This window comes from Adlercreutzia mucosicola DSM 19490 (assembly GCF_000422625.1).
Classification (GTDB): Bacteria; Actinomycetota; Coriobacteriia; order Coriobacteriales; family Eggerthellaceae; genus Adlercreutzia; species Adlercreutzia mucosicola.
Window position 1 is genome coordinate 267,542 of record NZ_AUGK01000004.1, and the last position, 25,548, is coordinate 293,089.

21 protein-coding genes are annotated in these 25,548 nt (G+C 65.6%); 1 reads left to right on the forward strand and 20 read right to left on the reverse strand.

Features of this window, described 5'->3' with window-relative positions; translation table 11 throughout:
* Positions 1-45 precede the first annotated feature (45 nt).
* From gpmI to G503_RS16235, 10 genes are all read right to left on the reverse strand, one after another.
* Positions 46-1,632, reverse strand: coding sequence for a 2,3-bisphosphoglycerate-independent phosphoglycerate mutase (gene gpmI, locus G503_RS0102785; protein WP_051190843.1), 1,587 nt, complete (start codon positions 1,630-1,632; stop codon positions 46-48).
* Positions 1,632-2,402, reverse strand: a complete 771-nt coding sequence (gene tpiA / locus G503_RS0102790) for a triose-phosphate isomerase (RefSeq protein WP_028026389.1) — start codon at positions 2,400-2,402, stop codon at positions 1,632-1,634. Before tpiA ends, gpmI begins: the two co-directional genes overlap by 1 nt.
* A gap of 14 nt (positions 2,403-2,416) precedes the next feature.
* Entirely contained in the window at positions 2,417-3,604 is a 1,188-nt protein-coding gene (locus G503_RS0102795; protein WP_028026390.1) for a phosphoglycerate kinase, read from the reverse strand.
* 79 nt (positions 3,605-3,683) lie between these two features.
* Entirely contained in the window at positions 3,684-4,688 is a 1,005-nt protein-coding gene (gene gap, locus G503_RS0102800; protein WP_028026391.1) for a type I glyceraldehyde-3-phosphate dehydrogenase, read from the reverse strand.
* 168 nt (positions 4,689-4,856) lie between these two features.
* Positions 4,857-5,381 carry a hypothetical protein gene (locus G503_RS0102805; RefSeq protein WP_028026392.1) on the reverse strand — a complete coding sequence of 175 codons (525 nt, stop codon included), beginning with the start codon at positions 5,379-5,381 and terminating at the stop codon, positions 4,857-4,859.
* Positions 5,382-5,983: 602 nt separating this feature from the next.
* Positions 5,984-6,922, reverse strand: coding sequence for a DNA-binding protein WhiA (gene whiA, locus G503_RS0102810; protein ID WP_028026393.1), 939 nt, complete (start codon positions 6,920-6,922; stop codon positions 5,984-5,986).
* 3 nt (positions 6,923-6,925) lie between these two features.
* Positions 6,926-8,077 carry a gluconeogenesis factor YvcK family protein gene (locus tag G503_RS0102815; protein ID WP_028026394.1) on the reverse strand — a complete coding sequence of 384 codons (1,152 nt, stop codon included), beginning with the start codon at positions 8,075-8,077 and terminating at the stop codon, positions 6,926-6,928.
* 4 nt (positions 8,078-8,081) lie between these two features.
* Positions 8,082-9,053, reverse strand: a complete 972-nt coding sequence (rapZ, locus tag G503_RS0102820; RefSeq protein ID WP_028026395.1) for an RNase adapter RapZ — start codon at positions 9,051-9,053, stop codon at positions 8,082-8,084.
* Positions 9,034-11,031: an excinuclease ABC subunit UvrC gene (gene uvrC / locus G503_RS0102825; RefSeq protein ID WP_028026396.1), complete on the reverse strand. Its 1,998-nt coding sequence runs from the start codon at positions 11,029-11,031 to the stop codon at positions 9,034-9,036. Before uvrC ends, rapZ begins: the two co-directional genes overlap by 20 nt.
* Before the next feature lie 117 nt (positions 11,032-11,148).
* A complete protein-coding gene (locus tag G503_RS16235; protein WP_156891886.1) occupies positions 11,149-11,322 on the reverse strand; it encodes a hypothetical protein in 174 nt (57 codons plus the stop codon).
* Between the two features lie 541 nt (positions 11,323-11,863).
* Here G503_RS16235 and G503_RS13310 point away from each other — a divergent pair.
* Positions 11,864-13,774 carry an LTA synthase family protein gene (locus tag G503_RS13310; protein WP_156891887.1) on the forward strand — a complete coding sequence of 637 codons (1,911 nt, stop codon included), beginning with the start codon at positions 11,864-11,866 and terminating at the stop codon, positions 13,772-13,774.
* 586 nt (positions 13,775-14,360) lie between these two features.
* Here the strand turns inward: G503_RS13310 and ribF are convergent.
* From ribF to G503_RS0102885, 10 genes are all read right to left on the reverse strand, one after another.
* On the reverse strand, positions 14,361-15,287 hold the full coding sequence (ribF, locus tag G503_RS0102840; protein WP_028026397.1) for a riboflavin biosynthesis protein RibF: 927 nt from the start codon (positions 15,285-15,287) through the stop codon (positions 14,361-14,363).
* Positions 15,268-16,287 carry a tRNA pseudouridine(55) synthase TruB gene (truB, locus tag G503_RS0102845; RefSeq protein ID WP_028026398.1) on the reverse strand — a complete coding sequence of 340 codons (1,020 nt, stop codon included), beginning with the start codon at positions 16,285-16,287 and terminating at the stop codon, positions 15,268-15,270. The genes ribF and truB overlap by 20 nt, the downstream gene beginning before the upstream one ends.
* On the reverse strand, positions 16,288-17,301 hold the full coding sequence (locus tag G503_RS0102850) for a DHH family phosphoesterase (RefSeq protein ID WP_028026399.1): 1,014 nt from the start codon (positions 17,299-17,301) through the stop codon (positions 16,288-16,290).
* Positions 17,302-17,305: 4 nt separating this feature from the next.
* On the reverse strand, positions 17,306-17,695 hold the full coding sequence (rbfA, locus tag G503_RS0102855) for a 30S ribosome-binding factor RbfA (RefSeq protein WP_028026400.1): 390 nt from the start codon (positions 17,693-17,695) through the stop codon (positions 17,306-17,308).
* A gap of 295 nt (positions 17,696-17,990) precedes the next feature.
* Positions 17,991-20,735, reverse strand: coding sequence for a translation initiation factor IF-2 (gene infB, locus G503_RS0102860; protein WP_028026401.1), 2,745 nt, complete (start codon positions 20,733-20,735; stop codon positions 17,991-17,993).
* A 3-nt stretch (positions 20,736-20,738) separates the two neighbouring features.
* A complete protein-coding gene (locus G503_RS0102865; RefSeq protein ID WP_028026402.1) occupies positions 20,739-21,029 on the reverse strand; it encodes a YlxR family protein in 291 nt (96 codons plus the stop codon).
* A 28-nt stretch (positions 21,030-21,057) separates the two neighbouring features.
* Positions 21,058-22,254: a transcription termination factor NusA gene (gene nusA / locus G503_RS0102870; RefSeq protein WP_028026403.1), complete on the reverse strand. Its 1,197-nt coding sequence runs from the start codon at positions 22,252-22,254 to the stop codon at positions 21,058-21,060.
* A 17-nt stretch (positions 22,255-22,271) separates the two neighbouring features.
* A complete protein-coding gene (locus tag G503_RS0102875) occupies positions 22,272-22,742 on the reverse strand; it encodes a ribosome maturation factor RimP (protein ID WP_028026404.1) in 471 nt (156 codons plus the stop codon).
* Between the two features lie 214 nt (positions 22,743-22,956).
* Positions 22,957-23,874: a LysR family transcriptional regulator gene (locus tag G503_RS13315; RefSeq protein WP_051190845.1), complete on the reverse strand. Its 918-nt coding sequence runs from the start codon at positions 23,872-23,874 to the stop codon at positions 22,957-22,959.
* Positions 23,875-24,094: 220 nt separating this feature from the next.
* Positions 24,095-25,372: an MFS transporter gene (locus tag G503_RS0102885; RefSeq protein WP_028026405.1), complete on the reverse strand. Its 1,278-nt coding sequence runs from the start codon at positions 25,370-25,372 to the stop codon at positions 24,095-24,097.
* Between the last annotated feature and the right edge of the window lie 176 nt (positions 25,373-25,548).

A 25,548-nucleotide genomic window follows, 5' to 3' on the forward strand; every position in this document is an offset into this window, starting at 1 on the left:
TCGTTGATGAGTACAAGTACGCAAGTTAATTAGTATAGCGGAACCTTATGAGGCCAGCAAGCTGTTTCCCGTCATTTCCTCGGGCTGCGGCAGTCCGATCATGGCGAGCAGCGTGGGGGCGATGTCGGCCAGGCGACCCTCTTCGCCCGACAGCGCCAGACCCGCGCCCGACGCGTCCACCAGCACCAGCGGCACCGGAGCTGTGGTGTGGGCCGTAAACGGGCCGCCGTCCTCGGCGATCATCTTGTCGGCGTTGCCGTGGTCGGCTGTGACGAGCGCCACGCCCCCCTTGGTCTCAAGGGCCGCCAGCACCTGGCCCACGCCGGCGTCCACCGCCTCCACGGCGGCCCGGGCGGCGTCCACCACGCCGGTATGCCCCACCATGTCGCAGTTCGCGAAGTTCACGATGTACACGTCGGCCTCGTCGGCCTCAATGGCCGCCGCCAGCGTGCGGGCCACCTCGGGCTCGCTCATCTCGGGCTGCAGGTCGTAGGTGGCCACCTTCGGGCTGGCGATGAGCTTGCGGCTCTCCCCCGCCTTCAGGGCCTCCACGCCGCCGTTGAAGAAGAAGGTGACGTGGGCGTACTTCTCCGTCTCGGCGATATGGTACTGGGCCAGCCCCGCTGCGGCCAGCACATCGGCGAGCACGTTGTCGGGAAACTCCTTGGCGAAGGCCACGGGCGCGGGGATGGACGGGTCGTACTCGGTCAGGCACACGAAGTGCACCTGGGGGAAGCGCGGCCGCGCGAAACCGTCGAAGTCGGGATCCACCAGCGCGCGCGTCAGCTCACGGGCCCGGTCGGGACGGAAGTTGAAGAACACCACGGCGTCCCCCTCGCGCACCCCGCGCCCGGCCAGGGCCACCGGCTCCACGAACTCGTCGGTGACGCCTGCGGCGTAGGAGGCCTCCATGGCCGCCACGGCCGCGAGATCGCGGCAGGGCTCGGCGTTCACCACGGCGTCCCAGGCGCGCCGCACGCGCTCCCAGCGGTTGTCGCGGTCCATGGCGAAGTAGCGGCCCTCGACCGACGCGATCTCGATAGTGGCCGGGCTGTCCGCCCCGCGGTTCGCCGCGCGCTCGATGAAGTCCACCAGCTCGGCCATATAGCCCGCCCCACTTGAGGGCGGCACGTCGCGGCCGTCCATGAAGCAGTGGATCATGATGTGGCCCACCCCTGCCGCCAGGGCCGCGTCGATGAGGCCGTAGAGGTGCTCGTTGGAGGAATGCACGCCGCCGTCGGACAGAAGTCCCATCAGATGCAGGGCCGCGTCCGGCTGGCGGGCGGCCTCGAAGGCCGCGCCGAGCACGGGGTTGGCAGCCAGCTCGCCGTTGCGGCACGCGCGGTTGATGCGGGTGAGCTCCTGGAACACCACGCGACCGGCGCCGATGTTCAGGTGCCCCACTTCCGAGTTGCCCATCTGCCCGTCGGGCAGGCCCACGGCCTCGCCCGAGGCGGCCAGCCGCGTGCAGGAGGCCCCGGCGAACAGGCGGTCCAGATTCGGCGTATCGGCCAGGGCGATGGCGTTGCCCGCGCCGGCCTCCTCCAAACCGAAGCCGTCCATGATGATGAGACAGGCGGGCAGGCGCAGGCCGCCGCGCGGGGCAACGGCCTGGAAGTTCGTCTGATCCATTACTTGGCTGCCTTTACGATCTCGAGGAAGGAAGAGGCCTTCAGGGCCGCGCCGCCGATGAGGCCGCCGTCGATGTCGGCCTCGGCCAGCAGCAGGGCCGCATTGCCCTCGTTCATGGAGCCGCCGTAGAGCACGCGCATCGACTCGGCCGTCTCCTCGCCGAACAGATCCCATAAGGTGGCGCGGATGGCGGCACACACCTCCTCGGCCTGCTCCGGCGTGGCCGTGCGCCCCGTGCCGATGGCCCACACCGGCTCGTAGGCCACCACGGTGCGCACGGCGTCCTCGGCATCGATGCCGGCGTAGGCGGCGCGCACCTGGGAGGTGACGAAGTCGAGGTAGACGCCCTCGTCGCGCACGGACAGCGACTCGCCCACGCAGATGATGGGCGCGATGCCCGCCTCGATGAGCGCGCGGGCCTTCAGGCTCACGCCCTCGTTGGTCTCGCCGAACAGGTTGCGGCGCTCGGAATGGCCGATGATGCAGTAGGTGCAGCCGATCTCCTTGATCATGGGGATAGAGATCTCGCCGGTAAACGCACCCTTGGGCTCCCAGTACACGTTCTGGGCCCCCAGCGCCACGTTCACCTTGTCGAACTCGAAGACGGTCTTCACGGGCTTCAGGTCCACGAACGGCGGGCAGACAGCCACGTCCACCGCATCCAGGGTGGCCGGATCGGCGCCGTTGGAGATCTCCTGGGCCAGCACGACGGCCTCGGGGATCGTCTCGTTCATCTTCCAGTTGCCCGCAATCAGGTGCTTTCGGGTCATGGGAACTTCCTTTCCTATCGCAGGGCCTCGACGCCGGGCAATACCTCGCCCTGGACGAGCTCCATGGAGGCGCCGCCGCCCGTGGAGATGAACGTCATGGCGTCAGCCAGGTCGAACTTGTTCACCGCGGCCACAGAATCGCCGCCGCCGATGATGGTATCAGCCGCCTCGTTGGCCGCCACGGCCTCGGCCACGGCCCGCGTGCCGGCCTCGAAGGAGGGCATCTCGAACACACCCATGGGGCCGTTCCAGAACACGGACTTCGCCATGCCGATGGCCTCGGCGTACAGGGCCGCGGTCTCAGGACCAATGTCCAGGCCCATCATATCGGCGGGGATGTCGTCTACGGAAACCGTTTCGATCTTGGCATCGTTGGCAAAGGCGTCGGCCACCACCACGTCGGTGGGCAGAAGCAGCGACACGCCGCGCTCACGGGCCTTCTCGATCATGGCCGCCGCGCGCTCGACCCAGTCCTCTTCCTTCAACGAGGTTCCCACGGCCTTGCCCTGGGCCAGCAGGAAGGTGAAGCACATGCCGCCGCCGATGATGAGGGTGTCGGCCTTGTCGAGCAAAGCGTCGATCACCTTGATCTTGTCGGAGACCTTCGAGCCGCCCAAAATGGCGACGAAGGGGCGCCGCGGCTCGTCGAGCATGCCGGTGAGCGTGGCCACCTCCTTCTCCATGAGGTAGCCCGCATAGGACGGCAAGAACTGCGCCACCCCGGCCGTGGAGGCGTGGGCGCGGTGCGCGGTACCGAAGGCGTCGTTCACGTAGGCATCGGCCAAATCGGCCAACTCGCGGGCGAACTCGGGGTCGTTCTTCTTCTCGCGCGCATCAAAGCGGATGTTCTCGAGCAGCACGACGTCGCCGTTCTCCATGGCGTCCACGGTCTCCCTGGCCACAGGGCCGACCAACTCGCTGGAGAGCACGATGTCGCGATCGAGCAGCTCCTGAAGGCGCCGGGCGATGGGCCCGAGGCTGAAGGGCTCCTCGTAGCCGGTGCCGGCCGGACGCCCCCGGTGACTCGTCAGGATCACCCGCGCGCCGTCGCCGATCAGCTTGTTGATAGTGGGCAGCGCTGCGCGCAGGCGCGTGTCGTCGCTCACCGCGCCGTCGTCGCCCACCGGCGCATTGAAGTCGACGCGCACGAGCACCCGCTTGCCCGCGAAGTTCGCATCATCGATGGTCTTGATATCGGCCATGTCTCATCCTTTCCTTCTATACGGGAAAACCCAGCTCGGCGGTTGAGCTGGGTTTTCGAAGTCAATGCCGGGTTGAGCCTTAGGGCAGCAGGATCTTCACGAGGTCCTTCACGCGGTTGGAGTAGCCCCACTCGTTGTCGTACCAGCTGACGCACTTGACGAAGTTGCCCTCGCCGCCGAGCACCATGGTCAGCTGGGAGTCGAAGATGGAGGAGTGGTCGTTGCCCACGATGTCGATGGACACGATGGGGTCCTCGGTGTACTCCAGGATGCCCTTCAAGGGGCCCTCGGCCGCAGCCTTCATGGCGGCGTTGATCTCCTCGGCGGTCACCGACTTCTCCAGCTCCACCGTGAGGTCCACCATGGACCCGTCGGGAGTGGGAACGCGGGTGGCGAAGCCGTCCAGGCGACCCTGCAGCTCGGGGAGCACGAGCGACACCGCGCGGGCGGCGCCGGTGGTGGTGGGGATCATGGACACAGCGGCGGCACGGGCGCGGCGCAGGTCCTTGTGGGGAAGATCGAGGATCTTCTGGTCATTCGTATAGGAATGGATGGTGTTCATGTAGCCGCGCTTGATGCCGAAGTTCTCCAGCAGCACCTTGGCGAAGGGAGCCAGGCAGTTGGTGGTGCAGGAGGCGTTGGAGATGATATTGTGCACCGCGGGATCGTACTGATCGTCGTTCACGCCCATGACGATGGTAATGTCCTCGTCCTTGGCCGGGCAGGTGATGACGACCTTCTTCGCGCCGGAATCGAGGTGCTTGCGCGCCAGCTCGCCGGTCTTGAAGATGCCGGTGGCCTCGACGACCACGTCCACGCCCAGCTCGCCCCAGGGCAGGTTCGCCGGATCGCGGTCGGAGAGCATGGTCACGTGCTTGCCGTCCACCACCAGGCCGTCGTCCACCACTTCGATGTCGAAGTTGCGAATGCCGTGAATGGAATCGTACTTCAGCAGGTGAGCAGCGGTGGCCTTCTCGCCCAGGTCGTTGACGGCGACGACCTCGATCTCGGGATCGTCGGCCATGGCGCGGAACACGAGGCGGCCGATGCGGCCGAATCCGTTGATGCCTACCTTAGTTGTCACGGGTATCTCCTTTCAAAAGATGCCACACGTGCCGTGCAAAACGGCACTGAAATGCTGAAAAGCTCCTCATAGTTTACTACGAAGCCGCGCCATGTGTTCCATTTCTTGTGCCGATGGAAAAAGAAAGCGTCACACCTGCACAAAGTGACGAAACGGAAACGAGACTCGCTAAGAGACCGCTCCTGCCTCTTTTACCAGGCGCATGTCAGCAGGAAGGGGATCGGCACGGCCGTCGATACGCGTGGCGATGAAATAATGGCGCAGGGCCGCGGAGATGACGGCGCCCTGGGAGCGCATCGCAGGATCGGTGTCGAGCAGCCGGCGCAGCATGTCGTCCGCGGCACGATCGATGACGGCGGTGATCTTCACTTCGTCGGGGCGCTTGCCGAAATACTCGTCGAGCAGCGCTCCGACGCGCTTGCCGCCGTGTTCCTCCACGAACTCACGGGCGCCGATGGCATCCACGGGCTGGATGAGCTCGCCGGCCAGAGGCTTGCTCTGCCCCGGTCGCGTGAACCGCGCCGCGGGCGATTCCGAGCCGCCCTCGCAGTGCAGGAAGAACTCGCCGGTGCGCTTGCGGTAGAGCGTCTGGCGAAAGAACTGCGGGGACGCGGCGGCCTTCCCGTTATCGGCCGCCAGCACCATCCGCGCCGTCTCGGTGTCGTAGGTCTTGCCGTTTCGCTGGTACTTCATAGCTCCTCCTACCGTAAGTACAATAAATCCGTATTACCATAACTCATTTAATATATGAGTTAACTAATTATTGAAGTAAATGCATAGCATAAAATTACTCTAGCGTATTCACCTTAAATCTTTAAGATAATCCGTTATGGTAGTTGAAATTGGGCCCCTTGTCGCTTTTCAATATTTTTGCTCTGAAAGTGGCACTAAATTTCGAAAAGTAGGCACAAGCAGCGACTTTTCGCCATCCAGCGCCCTATCGAATACCGAAGTCCTGGGCAAACTTCGCGATATCGGCCGCACAGGGATCCGACAGCCCTCCCTTCTGTCAACTTTTCGACAGTCAGTGCCACTTTTGGACCCCCTAAGCGAAAAGGCAACCGGTACCGACTTGACCGATGCGGGCGATAGCAGCACCGCCGATCAGGGGATCGCCCCCACCTGGGCGCCAGAGCCCTCCTCCTGCCGTGCGAGTTCCTGCCGTCTTCACGGCACCCGTCAACAGGGGACGGAACGGCGATGGGCATAAGCCGCGGGGAATCTTCAATGCCGCCAAGCTCATTGGAGCCGGAAAGGCGTTCCAAAGCCCCACCCCGGTTCCGGCCACCGACTCCCTATTCCCCTGCGGCGGCCTCCTGGGCCATCGACTCGATGCGACGCACCCGGTGATAGACAGCGCTCTTGGAAAGCGGCGGGTTGGCGCGCTCGCCCAGCTCCTTCAGGCTTGCCTCGGGGTAGGTGACGCGCAGGCGGATGAAGTCCTGCAGGGCCGGCGGCAGGTTCTCCATGCCGAAGTGCTCGACCACGGTGCGAATGGCGTAGATCTGTTCCACCGCGGCGTTGGAGGCCTTCTGCTGGTTGGCCATCTCGGCGTTGATCATGCGGTTCACGTCGTTGCGGACGCTTTTGACCACCCGCTCCTCCTCCATGGACAGCGCCGCCTGGTGCGCGCCGGTCCAAGCGAGGAACTCCAGAATGGAGGCGCCGCTCTTCAAATACACCATGTACGAGCTGCGGCGCTGCATGATGCGGGCGGCGATGTCCTTGCGCGCCATGAGCTCCACGAGCCCTTCGGCCAAAGACGCCGACTCCACGGTGATCTCGAAGTGGAAATCGCTCTTGGGATTCGAGATGAAGCCCGAGCCGAGGAAGGCGCCGCGCAGGTAGGCCGCCGCGCAGCAGGGCTTCGCCACCAGGGCCTGCTTCACACCCATCTCCAGGCCGCCCTCGGCCGAAAGTACGCCCATGTCGCGCAGGGCGTCGGCCAAATGGGGCTGGGCCGGCACCTCGATGAGGTAGTTCGGCGTCTTGTGCAGCACGCTGCGGCGCATAGTGAGGTTCGTCTTCAGCTGGTAGATGGTGTGCAGAAGGCGCACCACGAGCCGCGCGGCGGCCGGCGCGTCCGTGGCCACTTCCACGCGGTAGCGCGACGGGCCGCTCACGAACAGCGTGCCCTCGATGCGCACCAGGGCCGCCAGCGTGGCCTTCTCGCAGGCGGGGCAGGGCGGCGCTACGCGGGCCAGTTCGTCTTTCACCTCGGCGGTAAACGACATCGGCTACCCCCTGCGCGCCCGAGACAGCTTGATGACGTTCTGGAAGGCATCGCGCAGGGCAAAGGGCGAATGCCACGTGGGGCGCTCGGCGTCGGCGAGGTTGCGGCTGATGACGATGGGGCCGCGCGACTGGATGGCCAGCAGATCGGCATAGGAGATGGAGATGGGACGGACGCCGCGGGTCAGCTGGGTGTCGTTCAGGTCCGACGTGGAGGCATGCTCCAGATCGGCCCCGGAAAGCGCCGCGAAGCTGCCCGTGGCGGGGCTCTCCGCCCGCAGGGGCACCTTCGAGTGCACGAGCATGTAGTCGATGAGCCCCTCCATGCCGTGGGCCGCCAGGGCCTCGAAGTGCTCCCGGGCCGTGAGCCCCCAGGTCTCCCCCTGCACATCGGCCAGAGCGCAGACGAACAGCACGCGCCCGCGGCTCTCGCGGATGGCCTCCACGATGCCCGGTATCAGCAGGTTCGGGATGATGGAGGTGAACAGCGAGCCGGGCCCGAGCACGATGAGGTCGGCCTCGCGGATGGCCTGGCAGGCCGGCTCGTAGGGGCGCGGCGGCCGGCCGTCCTCGGCGGCGAGCCATACCGACTCCAGGGCCGTACGAGAATGGCAGGCCACAGCCTGGCCGTCGAGTACGCGCCCATCCTGGGTACGGGCCGACAGCACCACATGATCCAAGGTGGAGGGGTACACGTGCCCCTGGGCGTTCACGAGCCGCTCGCAGATGGCGATGGCATCGGGGAACGACCCGCAGGCATCTTCCAGGGCCGTGAGCAGAAGATTGCCCAGGGCGTGGTCGCGGGCCACGGCGAAGCGGTACTTCAGCGCCCGCACCAGAGGATCGGATGGGTCCTTGGCGAAGGCCACAAGGCACTTGCGGATGTCGCCGGGGGGCGTGGCATCGGCCTCTTCTCGCAGCACGCCGGTGCTTCCGCCGTCATCGGCCATGGCCACCACCGCGCTCGTCTGCACGCCCAAAGACAGCAGGGTGCGAATGGACACCGGAGCGCCCGTGCCGCCGCCGATGACCACGGCGCGCAGGGCCCGGTCGCTCTCGTCCAGGCTGCGCAGGTTCGGCAGGGCGCTCTTCAGGGCCGAGAAGGCCGCCGTGGCCGCCGGGTCCACGCGGAAGGCGTCGGTTTTGCGGATCGCCATGGCCCTACGCGCCCTTTCGGGCGCCGGCACGCTCGTCCAGCACGTTGTCGCTCTCTACCAGCACGTCCTTGCCGCGCTCGGCCAGCCGCAGGTCGCGATGGGCCACGCTGACCCGATAGCCCTTGGACTTCAGGTAGTCGCCCGTGGCCTCGGCCAAAGCGACGCTGCGGTGCTGGCCGCCGGTGCAGCCCACGCCGATGGCCAGCTGTTGCTTGCCCTCGGCCACATACCCCGGCATCACCACGTCCAGAAGATCGTGCCAGCGCCGCTCGAACTCGATGGTCTCCTCGCGCAGGCGCACGAAATCGCGCACGGCGGCATCGAGACCGGTCAGGGGCCTCAGCTCGGGATCATAGTAGGGATTCGGCAAGAAGCGCACGTCCATCACCAGGTCGGCATCGTAGGGCGCGCCGTGCTTGAAGCCGAAGGAGTACACCGTCACGGCCAGGCCCTTGCGCTCGCTGCCCGTGGAGAACAGGCCCCGGATGGTGCTGCGCAGCTTCTGGGGCAGCATGTCGGTGGTGTCGATGACGAAATCGGCCTTGTCGCGCAGGCCCATGAGCAGGTGGCGCTCCCGCTGGATGCCCTGCCAGATGGTGGTGCCGTCGGTGCACAGCGGGTGCCGGCGGCGGCTCGACTTGTAGCGGGCGATGAGCTTGTCATCGGCCGCGTCCAAGAACAGCGTCTTGTAGGAGATGCCGCGCTCGGTCATGGCGGCCAGCTCGGCATCCAGATCACCGAAGAAGTCGCCGTTGCGCGAGTCGCATACCACGGCCAGACGACGGCGCTCGCCGTCGCGGCCCGTTTCCTCGTTCACCTGCACCAGATTGCCCAGCAAGCTGGAGGGCAGGTTGTCCACGCAGAAGTAGCCCAAGTCCTCGAAGACGTGCATCGCCTCGGTGCGCCCCGCCCCGGACATGCCGGTCACGATGACGAAATCGGGCATCTGGTCGATCTCAGTTGATTCCTCGGCCATCTTCGCTCCCTTCCGCAGCCTCCTGGTTGAGGCGCTCTTCCTGCTCCGTCTTCCGCTCATTATACTGCGCCAGCACGCGCACCAGCTCCTCGGCCACCTCTTCGGGCACCACCTTCGCCGCCTTGATCTCCTCCAGCGTGGCGTTCTTGAGGTGCTTGAACGACTTGAAGTGCTTGAGCAGGGCCTTCTTGCGCACCGGCCCCATGCCGGCCACCTCGTCCAAGATACTCGCCGTCATGCCCTTGCCGCGCAGCTCGCGGTGGAAGGTGATGGCGAAGCGGTGAGCCTCGTCGCGCACCTGCTTCACCAAATACAGCGAGGCTGAGCCGCTCGGCAGCACCACGGGGCCCGTGTCCTGCCAGGGCACGAACAGCTCCTCGTCGCGCTTCGCGAGACCGCAGATGGCGATGTCGTCGATACCCATCTCCTCGAACATGGCCAAAGCCGCCGTGAGCTGGGGCTTGCCGCCGTCCAGGATGATGAGGTCGGGCTTGCTTCCGAAGCGCTCGTCGGCCATGCGCTCGGGCGCGTAGCGCCGCCGCATCACCTCCTGCATGGAGAGGAAGTCGTTGGCCTCGGAAAGCGGCGTCTTTATCTTGAAGCGGCGGTACTGGTTCTTGTCCGGCTTGCCGCCGGTGAACACCACCATGGAGGCCACGGTGTAGGACCCGTGGATGGTGGAGATGTCGAAGCACTCGATGCGCATGGGCGGCGCGTCTAAGGCCAGCGCGCTCTCCAGCTGCAGAAGCGCGTTGTTGATGCGCTTGTCGTCGTAGTTGGTGCGCACCTTGTAGCGCATGAGGGCGTGGCGCGCGTTGGTCTCGGCCATGGCCACCAGATCGGCCTTCTCCCCTTTCTGGGGCGCCGTGAAACGCACCTTGGCCCCGTGGGCGGAATCCAGCTTGGCCGTGAGCCACTCCCCCATGGCCTCGGCATCCTCGGGAGGGGTGCGCACGATCACCTCGCGCGGCACCGAGGTGGTGGTGTCGTAGTAGCGGAACAGGAAGTTGCGCAGCAGGTCCTGGTCGGGCACGTCGGAGCCGCGGTTCAGCACGAACTCGTTGGAGATGACGATGTGCCCCTCGCGGATGACGAGCACGTGCGCGCCGGCCACGGTCTCCTCGCGGAAGAACCCGATGACATCAGCGTTCAGATCGCGCGACGACACAGCATGCTGCTTGTCGGCCAGGGAGTTGATGGTATCGATGCGCGCCTTCAAACGGCCGGCCCGCTCGAAGTCGAGCTCCTCGGCGGCCTCGCGCATCTCGGAGGCCAGCTCGTCCACGAACTCGCGGTGGTTGCCAGCCAGGAACCGCTCGATGCGGCGCACGTGATCGGCATAGGCCTCGGGCGTGATCTGACCGCAGCAGGCTCCCGGCCCCAGGCCCACATGGGCGTCGAAGCAGGGCCGCGCCTCGCGCTTCAAGAAGGCGAGCGGATCCTTCTCCAGGGCGCGGGTCAGCTGGCGCCAGTCGGCGCAGGAGGCCGCGCACAGGGGCACCACGCGTCGGGCGATATCAACCATCTCGCGGGCGGCCCGCGCGTCGGTGAAGGGCCCGAAGTACTTGGTGTCGGGCCGCCGCTTCTCACGGGTGTACTTGATGGCCGGAAACACATCGCCCTTGGTCAGGGCGATGAACGGGTAGGACTTGTTGTCCTTGAAGTCGGCGTTGAAGAACGGGCTATACTGGTTGATGAGGTTCTTCTCCAGCACGAGAGCCTCATGCTCGTTGTCCACCACGATATAGTCGAAGGAGTGAATGGACTCCACCAGAAGCGGAATCTTCGCGCGGTCGTCGGCGAAGTTCACGTACTGGCGCATGCGGGCGCGCAGCTGCTTGGCCTTGCCCACGTAGATGACCTCGCCGGCCGCGTCCTTCCACAAATACACGCCGGGCACCGTGGGCACCGCCTCCAGCTCGCGCTTGATGCGAGCGATTTTCTCTTGTTGTGTCTCTTGTTGCGTCTCTTGTTCCATGGCACCAGTATACCGAGCCAGCCCGATCGGGGAAACGCGCGGGCGGCGGTGGCGCTCAATCTACATGGCCGCGGCGGCCCGATGACCCCCTTCCGCGCCGCCGCGGCTGGCGGCGGCTTATCCACCCCCGGGGGGCGTCAGCGTGGCAAGGAGTAGATTGTCCATACGGGAGATGTACGCCGCCACATCGGACGCAAGGCGCATGGTAAACGGCGCCCTCGCCAGCGCCGCGTCCACCGAGGCCCCGATCTGCCGCAAGAAGTTGTTGGCCGCCGCGGCCGTTCCCGCCATGGCGCGGAAAACTCATTCTGCACCACGACCACTAACAGCTGCATCCCCAACCCCGTGCCGAAACCGAGCACGAAGAGGTGCATCCCCGGCGCCCACAGAGCGCCGGCCGCCTCCGAGCGCGACAGCAGAAACCACGCAGAGAGGGTCTTCCCATTGCAACGAAATGACGATTTTCAGAACCCGAGGCGAACATTTTGCAGTCAAATGGCCCCGATACACGAAGAAAGCCCAGGTCGGCTTCATCGCAATCCCACAGATTCGCCCGCGCAACTCTGATAATCGTTATTTTGTTCCCAAGCGCCTCCTCTTCGAGCGGGCGAATCGCCGCCGAGCACGTCTGCGGTGCGACCGACTAAACCCCCGGCGCGCCTCCCCCTCTTTGGCCCCAGCGCTCCCCTCCGCGCCGGGGCTGTCCTTTATCTTCTTGGAGAAATTCCGTGGGATGCGGGGAGTTGTTGCGTAGAGTGGGTGGTTCGGGGGGCGGCCGCGCGGACCCGTGGTACTTTGTGGTACCGAAACATCGGTTATCGGGAGGGTTTTCTTGACAGCATCTCAGACGACGGGACGTCGCGCCAGCCAAAAGCGCGACGTGGCCCTGGGCCTCGGCGCCACCTTGGTGCGCGGGGCGTTCTTCGCGGGCGCGGTGGCGCTCGGCTTTCTGCTCATCGAACTGCCCTGGAGCGACGGCATTCCCACCATGGGCGCGAGCCACCTGGCGGCGAACCTCGCCATCGTGGGGCTGCTGGGCGCGGTGGTGTTCCTGCTCGGCCAGCGCAGTCGCGCCTCGCTCGCCGTGTTCGTGGGCCTCTGCCTGCTCATCGGCGTAGTGAACTTCTTCATCATCGAGTTCAAGGGCCAGCCCGTCGTGCCGGCCGACCTGTTCGCCCTGTCCACGGCCGCCTCGGTGGCCGGGGGCTACGGACTCTTCCTCACGCCGCGCTTGATCGGCTGCATCGCACTGTTCGCGGCTTTCTGCGTGGCAGTGGCCCTATGGTGCCCGAAGCGTCCCGTCACCGGCCGCGCCGCGACGGCCAACTGCATCGCAGCCGTGGCCCTGGCGGCTGCGACAGGGCTGGCCTACCAGGCCGTGGATATCCGCGACGCCTTCCAGGTGAAGGTGGACGTGTGGGACGTGCGCGGCTCCTACAGCAGCCAGGGCACAGTGCTGTGCTTCCTCTCGCGCGCCCAAGAACTGACGCCGAAGACTCCCGAGGGCTATTCCGATGAGGCGCTGACGGCCATCCTCGGGGCGGCTCCCGCACCCGATGGCGCTGAGGGCACCCATGGGTCCAGCGCGCCCTATGACGGCCCCAACGTCATCGCCATCATGAACGAGACCTTCTCCGACCTGTCCACCTATCCAGGACTCGCCGAGGCCGAGGGCGCCTCACCGCTGTTCTTCCACGAGCTGGCCAGCGATTCGCTGGCCGCGGGCAGCGTGTACACCTCGGCCATGGGCGGCGGCACCTGCAACAGCGAGTTCGAGTTCCTCACCGGCGCCTCCATGGGCAATATGGGCGGCGGAGTGTACCCCTATGTGCTCTACGACCTGGCGGGCACCGATAATCTGGCCTCCTACTTCCGCGATCTGGGCTACGGCACCCACGCCATTCACCCGGCCGAGGCATCGAATTGGCGGCGTGACCGCATCTATGACCAACTCGGTTTCGACGCTTTCGATGACATCACTGCCTTGAGCGGGGCCGACACTTTCCGCGGCATGGTGACCGACAAGGTCACCTACGAGCGCGCCCTGGCCAAGATCGACGAAGCAGACGGTCCCCAGTTCGTGTTCGATGTGACCATTCAGAACCATGGCGGCTACGACACAGGTCTCGTGCCCGAGGCGGATCGCGTGCACCTGGGATCGAACACGGTAGACAGCCCAGAGGTGGACGAGTTTCTCAGCTGCATCAAGCGCTCCGACGAGGATTTGCGCTGGCTTGTCGATGAACTGAACAGGCGGGACGAACCCACAATGCTCGTGTTCTTCGGCGACCACCAGCCTGGTTTCGCCGACTGGCTCTTCGAGCGCACCTACGGCAAATCGGTGAACGACGCCTCGGCCGAAGAGGTGCAGCAGCGCTACCGCACCCCCTACCTCGTATGGGCCAACAATGCCGCGCGGGCCCAGTACGGCAACCGTCTGAGGTCGATTGAGAACGCCGATGTAACGAGCCTGAACTATTTGGGCGCGCTTCTGCGCGAGGCTGCCGGCCTGCCCGAAACGCCTCGCAGCCGCTTCCTCGACGAGCTGCGCGACGTGCTGCCCGTCATCAATCTGAACGGCTACCGTGCCGCCGACGGCCAGTGGCATTGGTTCGGTGAGGAAGAATCCGGCTCCGCCGCGGATGCGCTCCGCGACTACAAAATCGTCCAGCATGACCAGCTCTTCAACAAAAACTCCGCTTGGAATGGACAAGCTGCTCGCCCACGAAGCAGTGCCGAGTAGTCCCCGTCTGCCCGGCCCTTCGGAGGATCCAGGGATCTGGCCGGCAACGGAAACAGAGGCACAGCCCCCTAGCGCATCGCGCATCTGCATCACAACGTGGAATACCTGTCTTTTATGACATTTTTGCCATGTCTTCAAAATTTGAAAGTCGGAAAAGCAGATATTCCACATTGCCAGGCCCCTCCTTCCGAAGAGACGAAAAACGCGTTCGTATATCCCCTGGTCAGAGTGTTATCCGTAGATACAGTTTCACAAAAAGGTGGGTCAAATATGGAATTCCTGCTTTTTCCGACAATGTAAACGTGGAATATCTGCTTTTTCATCACGATCTATGCTGTATCAGCACCAATATACGAGAAATAGCAGATTTTCCACATTCGAGACCTCGACCGCACTGAAAGAAGTCGCGTCCAGTAGCCGATATCCCCGCAAAGATGCAGGATGCGGGTGCGCACGGTGTTGTTGCCCGTACAGAACGACTCGGCGACGAACGGCGGCGGGAAGCCAGCACCGAGACACAGTTCAGCGGCGTGTCCCTCGCGCTTTTGTCGGCTGCCTTTCCAAAAGGCGGAGGGCGGCAAGCGCCCTACAGGTTCTCGCGCACCCAGGCGATGTTGCCCATCACGGTGGCGATCAGCTCCTCGGTGGAATCGAAGCTGCGCATGGGGCGCAGCCACTCGATGAATTCCACCTCGATGGGCTGTCCGTAGATGTTCTCGTTGAAGTCGAGGATGTGCACCTCGATGTTCTCTTTGGCCTCATCGGCGAAAGTGGCGGGGACGCCCACGTTCACCGCGGCCTTGTAGCGGGCGCCGTCCACGACGGCGTAGCAGGCGTACACCCCCTCGCCGATGGCGAGCATATCGCCGGGCACCTCCAGATTTGCCGTGGCGAAGCCGAAGTCGCGCCCCTCGCCGCGGCCCGCGCGCACGGTACCCGACAGCCCGTAGGGGCGGCCCAAAAGCTCGGCGGCCTCCCGCGAGCGCCCTTCGCCCAGAAGGTGGCGAATGCGCGTCGAGGTGACCGGCACACCGCCCTCGGCCACCAGCTCGTGCCCGTGCACCTCCATGCCGCGCTCGGCGCCCCAAGCGCGCAGGTCCTCCACGTTGCCCGCGGCGCGGTTGCCGAAGCGGAAGTCGCTGCCGATGTGGATGTGGCGGGGCACGCCGCCGCCGAAGCAGACCTCCAGAAAATCGGCCGGCGCCTGGGCGGCGAACTCGCGGGAGAACGGCAGTGCCACGACGGCGTCCACGTCCAGCTCGGCCAGCTTGGCGATGCGGGCCTCGTTGGTCATGAGCTTCTTCAGCTTGTCGGCCGCGAACATCTCGTCGGGATCGATATCGAAGGTGATGACGGCGCTTCGCTCGCCCTCTTCGCGAGCCGTATTGGCAGCCTCGCCGATAATGAAGCGGTGCCCCTCGTGCACGCCGTCGAACACGCCGAAGGCCACGGAGGCCCCGGCCAAGTAGGCCTCGTCGTAGGCGGGATCGTTCCTATAGATCACTGCAGCCACGGATGACTCCTATCGGGAACACGCACCGGGGCTTCCACCGATGCTTGTCGAACTGATACTCGTAGAGCGCGATCACGCGATTGGCGTGCACCAGCGCGATGACCTCGTCGGGCCGCGGCGCCTCGCAGCTCTCGCGCACCCCGGCGGTGCAGGCGCACAATTCCGAGGCCGCATCGGCGCAACGCCGCTCGCAGAGCGCCAGGGCGTCGGCGGCCAGCACATTGCCGTTGCGCACCCGGGCGGCTAGGGCATCGTCTACGTAGGCGAAGCGGTAGCCGAGGGCGCGCAGGGGGTCTAAGGCGGCGCGCTGGCCGATCTCCTCCAGCACGTCCAAGCTCACGCACTCGTCCAGGCCGATGGAGCCCACACGCGTGCGACGCAGGGCCCCCACGTGGGACGGGCAGCCCAGGGCGTTGCCGATGTCGCGGGCCAAGGCGCGGATGTAGGTGCCCGCCGACACGGCAAAGGCGATGTCCCACCGCGGCGGCTCGACCCCCTCGGCGCCCCAGATGCCCAGAAGCTCGGCCGAGGACACCTCGATATCGCGCGGGGCCAGATCGATGATGCGGCCCTTGCGCGCCGCGTCGCAGGCCTTGGTGCCCGCCACCTTAATGGCCGAGTACACCGGCGGCAGCTGCTTGGACTTCCCCACGAGCCCCGCCACGAACGTGGTGGCGAAGAAGGGGTCGAACACCTCTTCGGGCACATCCCCGGTGCGGATGACCTCGCCGTCGCAGTCGTCGGTGTCGGTGGCGGCGCCGAAGACGACCGACACCACGTAGGACTTGTCATGGCCCACCAGGTAGTTATCCAGGCGCGTGGCCGGCCCGATGCACAGGGGCAGCACACCCGAGGCCAGCGGGTCCAAGGTGCCGGTATGACCCACGCGGCGCTCGCCGAAGATGCGGCGCACGCGGTTCACCACATCGTGGGAGGTCATGCCGGTGGGCTTGTCGACGGCGATCATGAGGGACAGATCGGTGGTACCGCGTTTGGCCATCTAGCGCCCCTCTTCGCCGGGGCGCACGGGATCGTCGATGCCGAGGCGCACCGCCAGGGCATCCACAGCCTCGGCCAGCGAACCGGTGAACGTGAAGCCGGCCGCGGCGGTGTGCCCTCCCCCGCCGAAGGAGCGGGCGATGGCGGCCACGTCGGTATCGCCCTTGGCGCGCAGGCTACCGCGGACCTCGCCGCCGGGCTGCTCCCGCAGCATGCAGGCCACTTCCACGCCGTCGATAGCGCGCAGCACGTCCACCATGGGCTCGGCATCGGCCTTGCAGGCCCGGCATGTCTCGAAGTCGGCCAGGGACAGCCAGGACAGCGCGGACGAGTGGTCGGCCGACAGCGCCATATGCTCCACGTTGAGCCCCTCCAGCCGCACCGAGGCCAGAGAGCGGCTCTGGAAGATGAACCGCGCGACCAGGGGCGGCTCGGCCCCGGCGGCCACCATCTCGGCAGCGCCGGCGAAGGCCGCGGCCGTCGCGTTCTGGTGCTGGAAGCGGCCCGTATCGGTCACGAGGCCCGTATAGCAGCAAGTGGCGATAAGACGCTCCCGATCGGCGCCCAGAAGCGCCGCCAGCTCCCAGATGAGCAGCGACGTGGAGGGGGCATCGGGATCGGTGTAGCTGAGATTGCTCATGGCCCGGGGCACGGCGTGGTGATCGATGGTCACCGTGAGATCGGCCGCGGCCATGAGCGCCGCGCCGTCGCCCAGGCGCTCGGGGGTGGGCACGTCCACGGCGATGAACACCTCGCAGGGGCCCGTGAAGCGTGCGGCGGGCACGAGGCGCTCGGCCCCGGGCAAAAACGTAAGATCGCGCGGCGGCTCCTCGTCGCAGGCCAGCACACAGGCGACGCACTTCCCCATCTGGCGCAGAGCCCAGGCGAGCCCCAGCTGCGAGCTGAGGCAGTCGCCGTCGGGGCTCACGTGGCCGCAGATCACGAAATGGTCCCGGCCGCGCAGCGCATCTGCGATGGCAGCCAGGGTCGTATTGGTCTGAGGGGTCACCGCCATGGGCCTAGAACTCCCCATCCTCGCCGATGGTCTCCTCCACGATGCGCTGCTGCTGGTGCTCGCGCTCGGAGGCCAGGGCGGCCCCGATGGCCTCGGCCTGGTCCACCGACTTGTCCAGATGGAAACGCAGCTCGGGCGCCACGCGCCACGACAGCTTCTTGGCCATGAGCGAGCGGATATGCCCGGCGGCCTGCTCGAAGGCGGCCTGCACATCGGCGTAGCGCTCGGGGTCGGTGGTGTAGTACACGTTGCAGGCGGAACGGTCGTAGCTGACCTCGCAGCCGGTGATGGTCACCAGGTGCAGGCGCGGATCGGACACGTCGAACAAAAGGATGCTCGCGATGACCTCGCGGGCCTGCTCGTTCACCTTGCGGTTGGAAGCACTCTGCTTCATAACGCCATCTCCTTAGGTCGTGGCGGACAGATTAGTTCAAGTATAGGGAAAGCCCCGTCTTCGCACCCTCCGACAGCCCAACGTATGCGAAACCGTAAGAGTAGGCAGCCCTCGACCGATTGAGGCCGCTGGTCGCTCATAACATTAGCGAGGTTCCGACAGGTGCCCGGAATCGCCCTGCCTTTCGCCCAAGCGTACTTCGGTACGCTTGGGCGAAAACAAGGGGCAAGGCCAGGTGCCTGTCGGAACCGCAGCGGCGGCCCTTTCGTCGTTGCGTCGGCAACGACGAAAGGAGTTACTCCGTGCGCTCGACCTCCTTGACCTGATAGCCCTCGATGGTGTCGCCCACCTTGAGGTCCTGGAACTTCTCGATGCCGATGCCGCACTCGTAGCCCTGCTTCACGCTCTTCACGTCGTCCTTGAAGCGGCGCAGGCTGGCCATATGGCCCTCGAAGATCACCGTGCCGTCGCGCACGATGCGCACCTTGTCGTCGCGGTTGATCTCGCCCTCGATGATGTAGCAGCCGGCGATGGTGCCCACCTTCGGCACCTTGAAGGTCTCGCGCACCTCGGCGATACCGGTGTCCACCTCCACGATGTCGGGCGAGAGCAGGCCCACGCGGGCCGCGTTGATATCCTCGATGGCCTGGTAGATGACGCGGTACAGGCGGATGTCCACCTTCTCCTTCTCGGCCTGGACGCGGGACTTGCCCGTGGGGCGCACGTTAAAGCCGATGATGATGGCGTCGGAGGCGGCGGCCAGGGTGACGTCGGTCTCGGTGATGCCGCCCACAGCCGAGTGCACGATGTTGATGCGCACCTCGGACTGGTCCATCTTATCGAAGGCGTCGCGCAGAGCCTCGATGGAGCCCTGGACATCCGCCTTCACGATGAGGTTCAGATCGGTCTGCTTGCCCTCCTCGATGCGGCTGAACAGGTCGTCCAGGCTCATGTGGCTCTTGGTCTCCTGGGCGGCTAGGCGGGCGCGCAGGGCGCGCTCCTCGGCCAGCTTGCGGGCATCGCGCTCGTCCTCGAACACGCGGAACTCATCACCGGCAGTGGGCACCGAGTTTAGGCCCAGGATCTCCACCGGGTCGGCGGGACGGGCCTCGGCCACATGCTCGCCGCGGGGGTTCACCAAGGCGCGCACGCGGCCGTAGCTCGTGCCAGCCACTACCACATCGCCCGTGTGCAGGGTGCCGCGCTGGATGAGCACCGTGGCCACAGGACCGCGGCCCTTGTCCAGGTTCGCCTCGATGACGAAGCCGGAGGCCTCGGCATCGGGGTTGGCCTTCAGCTCCAGCACGTCGGCCTGGAGGATGATGGTCTCCAGCAAATCGTCGATGTGCAGCTTCTTCTTGGCCGACACCTCCACGAACATGTTGGAGCCGCCCCACTCCTCGGGGATGACGCCGTACTCGGTGAGCTCCTGGCGCACGCGGTCGGGGTTGGCGCCGGGCTTGTCGATCTTGTTCACGGCCACCACGATGGGCACCTCGGCCGCCTTGGCGTGGTTGATGGCCTCGATGGTCTGGGGCATCACGCCGTCGTCGGCGGCCACCACGAGCACGATGACGTCGGTGACCTGGGCGCCGCGGGCGCGCATGGCGGTGAAGGCCTCGTGGCCCGGGGTGTCGATGAAGGTGATCTGGCGATCGCCGATGTTCACCACGGAAGCGCCGATGTGCTGGGTGATGCCGCCGGCCTCGCTGGCCACCACGCCGGTGTCGCGGATGGCGTCCAGCAGCGAGGTCTTGCCGTGGTCGACGTGCCCCATGACGGTGACCACCGGCGGGCGCGGCTTCAGGTCGGCCTCGGAGTCGTTGTACACCACGGCGTACTCCTCCTCCGGCGACACGACGCGCACCTTGCGGCCCATGTCGTCGGCGATGAGCTCCATGGTCTCGTCGTTCATCGACTGGGTGAGCGTGAGCACCTGGCCCAGCATGAACAGGCGCTTGATGACGTCGTTGGGCTGCACGCCGAGCAGCTCGGCGAACTTGGCCACGGTCGCGCCCTGGGGAATCTCCACCACCGAGTCGTCCAGCACCAGCGACGGGTCAAGGCCGCGCTCGATGGCCTCGGCCTCGGCGCGCTCGCGGGCCTCGGCCTCGCGCTTCTCCTTGCGCTTCTTGCGGCGCCCCTCCCCCTCGTGGGTGGTGGCGGCGGCCACGGCGGCGCGGGCCTCGGCGAGCACCTTGTCGCGCTGGAGCTTCTCGGCCTGGACGGCCATCTGGGCATAGCGGTCCTCGGGCGCTGCCTGCTGGACCTCCAGCTCGGGCACCACCTGATGTCCCGTGCCCTTCTTGCCCTTCTTGCCGCCGGCGCGGCCGCCACTGCGACGGGCCTCGGCCTCGGCGCTCTTCTGAGCCTCCATACGCTGCTTCTCGGCCTCGATCTGCGACAACAGCGAGTCGAAGTTGGCCTTGGGCCGCGCTGCCACCGGCGCCGGGGCGGCCTTGGGGGCCTCGGGCGCGGAAACGGTCGCCTTCGCGGGCTTCTTGTGGCCGCGCCGCAGGGCCTCTTCCACGGCGCGCTTCTTGGCCACCTCGGCGGCGGCCTTCTCGGCGCGCGCGCGGGCGCGGGCGGCCTCGCGCTCGCGCTCCACGCGCTCTTTCTCGGAGGCGATCTGCTGCTCCAAGCTGGCGAAGGCCGAGGGGGCCGGGGCCGCCTTGCGCGGCGCGGCGGGCGTCTCGTCGGCGGTCTCGCCGGCCTTGGCGCTCACGCGCTGGGCGCGGGCGGCTTCGCGCTCGGCCAGCTCCTTCTCGCGGGCGGCCTTGCGGGCGGCCTCCTCCTCCACGCGCTTGCGCTCGGCCTCCTCCTGCTCGGCCGCGAGCGCCGCGGCCTCCTCGGCGGCCAGAGCGCCGGCACGGGCGCGGATCTCCGGCTCGAGGTTCTTGCGAATCTTGTCCACGTAGGCCTCGTTGAGCATGCTCGCGTGAGACTTCGCGGGGATCTTCATATCTTTCAGGCGGTCGAGCAGATCCGCGCTCGACATATCGAATTCCTTCGCCAATTCATGGACTCTCATGCTGGCCATAAATCACTCCTCATTCTTTCCCGGTGCCTCGACGAGAGCAATCTCGCGCCCAAGCCGCTCGTAATCCTGGTCGGTTACCTTGCAGCGCAGGGCGCGCTCAAGTTTCCTGGTCTTGCTGGCCTGGGCCAGACACGTGCTCGAGCAGACGTAGGCCCCGCGGCCCGCCATCCGGCCCGTCGGGTCGAAGACGGCGCCCCCATCGGTGCGCACGATGCGCGCAAGGCGGCCCTTGGTCTGGGTGAGACCGCATCCAATGCAGGTGCGCTGGCGCTTGGTTGTCTGCTGTTCGGGCATCGGTCGTGCTGCTTCCTCGCTGGTAGGCCTACTCTTCGGAAGCGTGGACGCCGCAGTACTGGCTGTTCGGGCGGGCGTGGTTGCGGCAGCGGGTGCCGTCCTCGCCGACGAACACGCAGAAGTCGCCGTCCTCTTCCACCTCGTCGATCAGATCGTCGTCCACGAGCGAGGCGCCCTCGTAGCTCACGGGCTTGATGTCGATGTGCCAGCCGGTCAGGCGGGCGGCCAAGCGCGCATTCTGGCCTTCCTTGCCGATGGCCAGCGACAGCTGGTCGTCGGGCACGATGACCGTAGCGTAGTTGTTGTCCTCGTCGATGCTGACGCGGTTCACCTTCGCCGGCGACAGGGCGTTGGCCACATACACCGCCGGGTCGGGACTCCACTGGATCACGTCGACGCGCTCGTTGCGCAGCTCCTCAACGACCATGCGCACGCGGGAGCCCTTCGGCCCCACGCAGGCGCCCACGGGATCGAGGTTAGACTCGCGGGAGAACACGGCCACCTTGGAACGGGCACCGGGCTCGCGGGCCACCGACTTGATCTCCACCACGCCCTCGTAGATTTCCGGCACCTCGATCTCGAAGAGACGGCGGATGAGGTCGGGGTGGGTGCGAGACACCACGATGGCCGGGCGGGCCTGCTCGCCGCGGGCGCGGGGGCCTTCAGCGTTGGGGTCGCGCACCTCGATGATCAGCACCTTCAGCCGCTGGTTGTGACGGTAGTGCTCGCCGGCGGGGCGCTCGTTGCGCTCCCCGGGGTTGCGCTTGGCGTCGTAGTGGGGCAGCTCGGCCTCCACGCCGTCGCGGATCTTGATGATGGTGAAATCAGGCGTGCCCTGGAGCACGGTGCCGGTCACGAGATCGCCCACGCGCCCAGCGAACTCCTCGTAGATGGACTGGCGGCCGGCCTCGCGCACAAGCGAGGAAATGACGCCCTTGGCGTTCTGAGCAGCGATGCGGCTCACGTCGTCGGGGGTGACGTCGCGCTCCTCGAACTCGCTGTACTCGCCGGTCTCTTCATCGGGCTCGCCCACGGGCACCAGCTCGTACACGTAGATCTTGCCGGTCTGGCGATCGATGGTCACGCGCGCGTCCCACTCCAAGTCGAGAATGCGCTCGTAGCTCTTGGCCAGCGACTGCTCCAAGCGCTCGATGAGGTAGAACTCGTCGATCTTGCGCTCATGGGCCAGCGCCTGCAATGCCTCGATCAGTTCTGAACTTGCCACTTTCCTTGATCCTTTCCCTATGAGCTGAAGTCAACGGTGCCCTTGACGCGGGCCTTCTTGATAACATCGTATGGAATCGCCACAGGCTGCTCGTCCACGGACAGCCGCACTGCGCCGTCGGCGAACCCCTCCAGGGTACCGGTGAACGAGCTGCGCCCCTCGATGGGGCCGCGGGTCTTGATGTTCACCGTCTCGCCGGCAAAGCGGTTGAAGTGCTCGGGCGTGCGCAGGGGCCGGTCGATGCCCGGCGAGGACACCTCCAGCATGTAGGCGCCGGGGAACGGGTCCAGCTCGTCCATCATCGTGCCGATCCACGCCTGGGTGCGGGCCAGCTCATCGAAGCTGATGCCGCCCTCGGCGTCGATGAACACGCGGATGGTGGGGGCCTTCTTCGAGCCCACGATCTCCACCGTGACGATTTCGACGCCCTCGTCGGCCGCCTGGGGCATTAGGGCCTCAAGCAGCGCCTTCTCTTTGGCCGTCAGCACGTTTCCCTCCTTTTCCGCCACTCGCTTCGCTTCCGCCTTTCGCGGGGCACCTGGCCCTAACAACAAAAGAAAGCGGGAACAAGCCCACTTTCTCAAATGCGAAAGTATGTCTGCGCAGAGGTTTGCGCAGCAGGTCTTTTATACCATACACGGGCACAGCTGACCAGAGGCACGCGTAATTTTCCCACTCAAGCCCCAAAACTGCCGCAAACGGCTACGCCTCTCCTCCCCCTGCGGGCGCGTCATTTCCCGGATAGGCCTTCACGAAGTCGATGAAATCGGTGACGGCGCGGGAATGCACGTGCTTTCGGTGGCAGGCCAGATACACCGTGTAGAACCGCGGCGGAATACCCTCCACACGCACCTGGCGCAGGTTGCTGAACAGCTGGGCGCCGAGTGAGTCCAGCATGAGCGCGCCGGCATTGCCCCCGTTGTAGGACAGAAACGAGCCCATGGACACATCGTCATCGTAGTTCTGGTGGGCGCCCGTCACATTGGCCTCCTCCAGCATCTTCGCCACGCGGTTGCCGATGGGCGTGCCTCGCCGGTAGGTATGCAGGTCCACATCGTTCAGGGCGGCGAAGGGTACCGACTCCTCCTGGGCGAGCGGATGGTCGTCGCGCACGTACAGCGCCAGCTCGCAGTACTTCACCGGAAAATACTCGATGTCGGCCTCGTTGTCGCGCTTACCGCAGAAGGCCACGTCCAGCGTGCCGCGGTGCAGCGCCTCGGTTAAGTAATTGGTGAAGCCCTGGGAAACCTTCACCACCACGCGCTTGTCGAAGGCATCTTCGAAGCTCTTGATGAGGGTGGGCAGGTAATGATCCTGGGTGGTGAACGTGGTACCGAGGTTCACCGTGCCGAACGAGGCGCTCGACCGGGCGCTCACTGCCGCGACGCCGTCGTCGATGGCGCGCAGAGCCAGGCACACATGCTCGTAGAACACCTCGCCGTAGGGCGTGAGCATCACCGAGCGCCCGTTGCGCTCGAACAGGGGCGCGCCCAATTCCTTCTCCAGCGACGAAATGGCCCCCGACAACGTGGGCTGCGTGATGAACAGTTCCTGAGCCGCCCGAGTGTAGTGCAGGACCTCGGCCAGTTTCTTGAAGTAGTTCAGCTGGGACAGGTTCATAGTTCCCCCTTGCGTGGCGCGAGGCGCGGTGGGTCGGGCATTCTCAGTTCGGACACAATCGGGACGGCGCAGTATACGCGCAAGAATAGCATGCGACGGTCGTTTCCCTTGATGCTAGTCCATTTTTTCGTTCCGTGGAAATTGGTATTTCCTATACCTCGAAAAGCGGGGAGTGAGCACTCCCCGCTTCGCATTCATGGTATGGAGCAAACTTCGAGGGCTACTCCGTGGTCCAGTCCTTCTTGTACTTAGCAGCCTGGCCGAAGATGTAGAAGCCGAGCAGCAAGATGACCACCAGCATGGCCAGAGCCACGATGAAGGCCACGGTGAAGCCGAAGGAGGAGCCGATCCACGCCCAGATCATGGCCGCGAAGGCGGCGATGAGGTTGAACACCGTGGACACGCGGGAGTAGATCACCGAGTACTCGCGGGTGCCGAAGGACTGACGGCACACAACCGGCACGAGCACCACGGCGGTGGCGTAGCAGCCGCCGAAGATGAAGGCGCCCACGTACATCAGCATGTCGGAGAAGGTGCACAGCCAGCACAGCAGGATGCCCACCACGCCAGCGGCGAACGCGAAGATCAGCGCGCCCTTGGCGTTCTTGTCGGCGGCAGCGCCCAGGACCACCTTGAAGATGGCCTGCCCCACCATCATGACCGTGGACATGACGCCACCCACGACCACCACGTCGAAGGCCACGTCGGTCAGCGACTTGGTGTAGGTGGGGAACTGCATGGCGATGAGGATGGCTATGTTGATGAGGCCGGCGAACACGCAGATGGCGTAGAACATCGGGGTCTTCATGACGAACTTGGCGGACAGGCCCGCGGGCTTGGCAGCCACAGCACCGTCAGCCGACGCCTGCATGGAGGCGCCGTAGGGGGCCAGCCCGCAGTCCTCGGGAGAGTTGCGCACGCAGAACAGCGTGAAGGGCAGGCCGGTCACCAGGGCGATGACGCCCCAGATGAGATACAGGGTGTGGAAATCGAAGCCGTTGGTGATGAGCGCCGTGAACACCGCGTTCCAGATGGCGCCGCCGATGCCGGTGAAGGCCATGCACAGGCCGATGAAGAAGCCGGCGCGCTCGACGAACCAGCGGTTGATGAGCGTGGGGATGGCCAGCCACAGGATGGTGATCTCACCGAGGCCGAGCATCACGGCGGCAACATAGAACAGCGCGATGGTGTTCGAGAAGCTCATGAGCAGGAAGGCGCAGCCGACGAGCGCCACGGACACGGACAGCAGGATGCGGATGTCCATGCTCTGCAGCAGCTTGCCCGCGAAGGGCGAGGCCACGGTCATGGTGAGGTACATCACCGTAACGTACATGGCGAAGGCCGTGGTGGGAACCCCCAGGCTCTCGGCCACGACGGGCTGGAACATACCCCAGGTAGAGAAGCACAGCGCCGAGCATCCGAAGGTGATCATGATGCCGGTCAGCACGACGAGAAGATGGCGGATGCTCATCTTCTCCTTAGTAGCGGTCGCACTCAAGGTAAACCTCCTCAGTCGATTGATGGAACCGTGTGCAAACGTCGAACCCCTGATAGAACTAGCATGACGAGCTCTCTCTATACCCGTCATGCTAGTTTTACCCCAAAAAGAGCTTCGTGGGCATGGACAATATCCTTTAAGTTGACCGTATTCGTCCTCATTTATTGGACATTAAT

Bases quoted from the DNA above. Each gene is read 5' to 3' on its own strand.
- infB (WP_028026401.1), bottom strand. From the start codon at position 20,735: ATGGCCAGCATGAGAGTCCATGAATTGGCGAAGGAATTCGATATGTCG.
- G503_RS13315 (WP_051190845.1), bottom strand. From the start codon at position 23,874: ATGAACCTGTCCCAGCTGAACTACTTCAAGAAACTGGCCGAGGTCCTG.
- whiA (WP_028026393.1), bottom strand. From the start codon at position 6,922: ATGTCGTTTACCGCCGAGGTGAAAGACGAACTGGCCCGCGTAGCGCCG.
- G503_RS16235 (WP_156891886.1), bottom strand. From the start codon at position 11,322: ATGGCGGGAACGGCCGCGGCGGCCAACAACTTCTTGCGGCAGATCGGG.
- rbfA (WP_028026400.1), bottom strand. From the start codon at position 17,695: ATGAAGCAGAGTGCTTCCAACCGCAAGGTGAACGAGCAGGCCCGCGAG.
- G503_RS0102805 (WP_028026392.1), bottom strand. From the start codon at position 5,381: ATGAAGTACCAGCGAAACGGCAAGACCTACGACACCGAGACGGCGCGG.
- gpmI (WP_051190843.1), bottom strand. From the start codon at position 1,632: ATGGATCAGACGAACTTCCAGGCCGTTGCCCCGCGCGGCGGCCTGCGC.
- tpiA (WP_028026389.1), bottom strand. From the start codon at position 2,402: ATGACCCGAAAGCACCTGATTGCGGGCAACTGGAAGATGAACGAGACG.
- G503_RS0102850 (WP_028026399.1), bottom strand. From the start codon at position 17,301: ATGGCGGTGACCCCTCAGACCAATACGACCCTGGCTGCCATCGCAGAT.
- truB (WP_028026398.1), bottom strand. From the start codon at position 16,287: ATGGCCAAACGCGGTACCACCGATCTGTCCCTCATGATCGCCGTCGAC.
- rapZ (WP_028026395.1), bottom strand. From the start codon at position 9,053: ATGGCCGAGGAATCAACTGAGATCGACCAGATGCCCGATTTCGTCATC.
- uvrC (WP_028026396.1), bottom strand. From the start codon at position 11,031: ATGGAACAAGAGACGCAACAAGAGACACAACAAGAGAAAATCGCTCGC.
- G503_RS0102865 (WP_028026402.1), bottom strand. From the start codon at position 21,029: ATGCCCGAACAGCAGACAACCAAGCGCCAGCGCACCTGCATTGGATGC.
- G503_RS0102815 (WP_028026394.1), bottom strand. From the start codon at position 8,077: ATGGCGATCCGCAAAACCGACGCCTTCCGCGTGGACCCGGCGGCCACG.
- G503_RS0102795 (WP_028026390.1), bottom strand. From the start codon at position 3,604: ATGGCCGATATCAAGACCATCGATGATGCGAACTTCGCGGGCAAGCGG.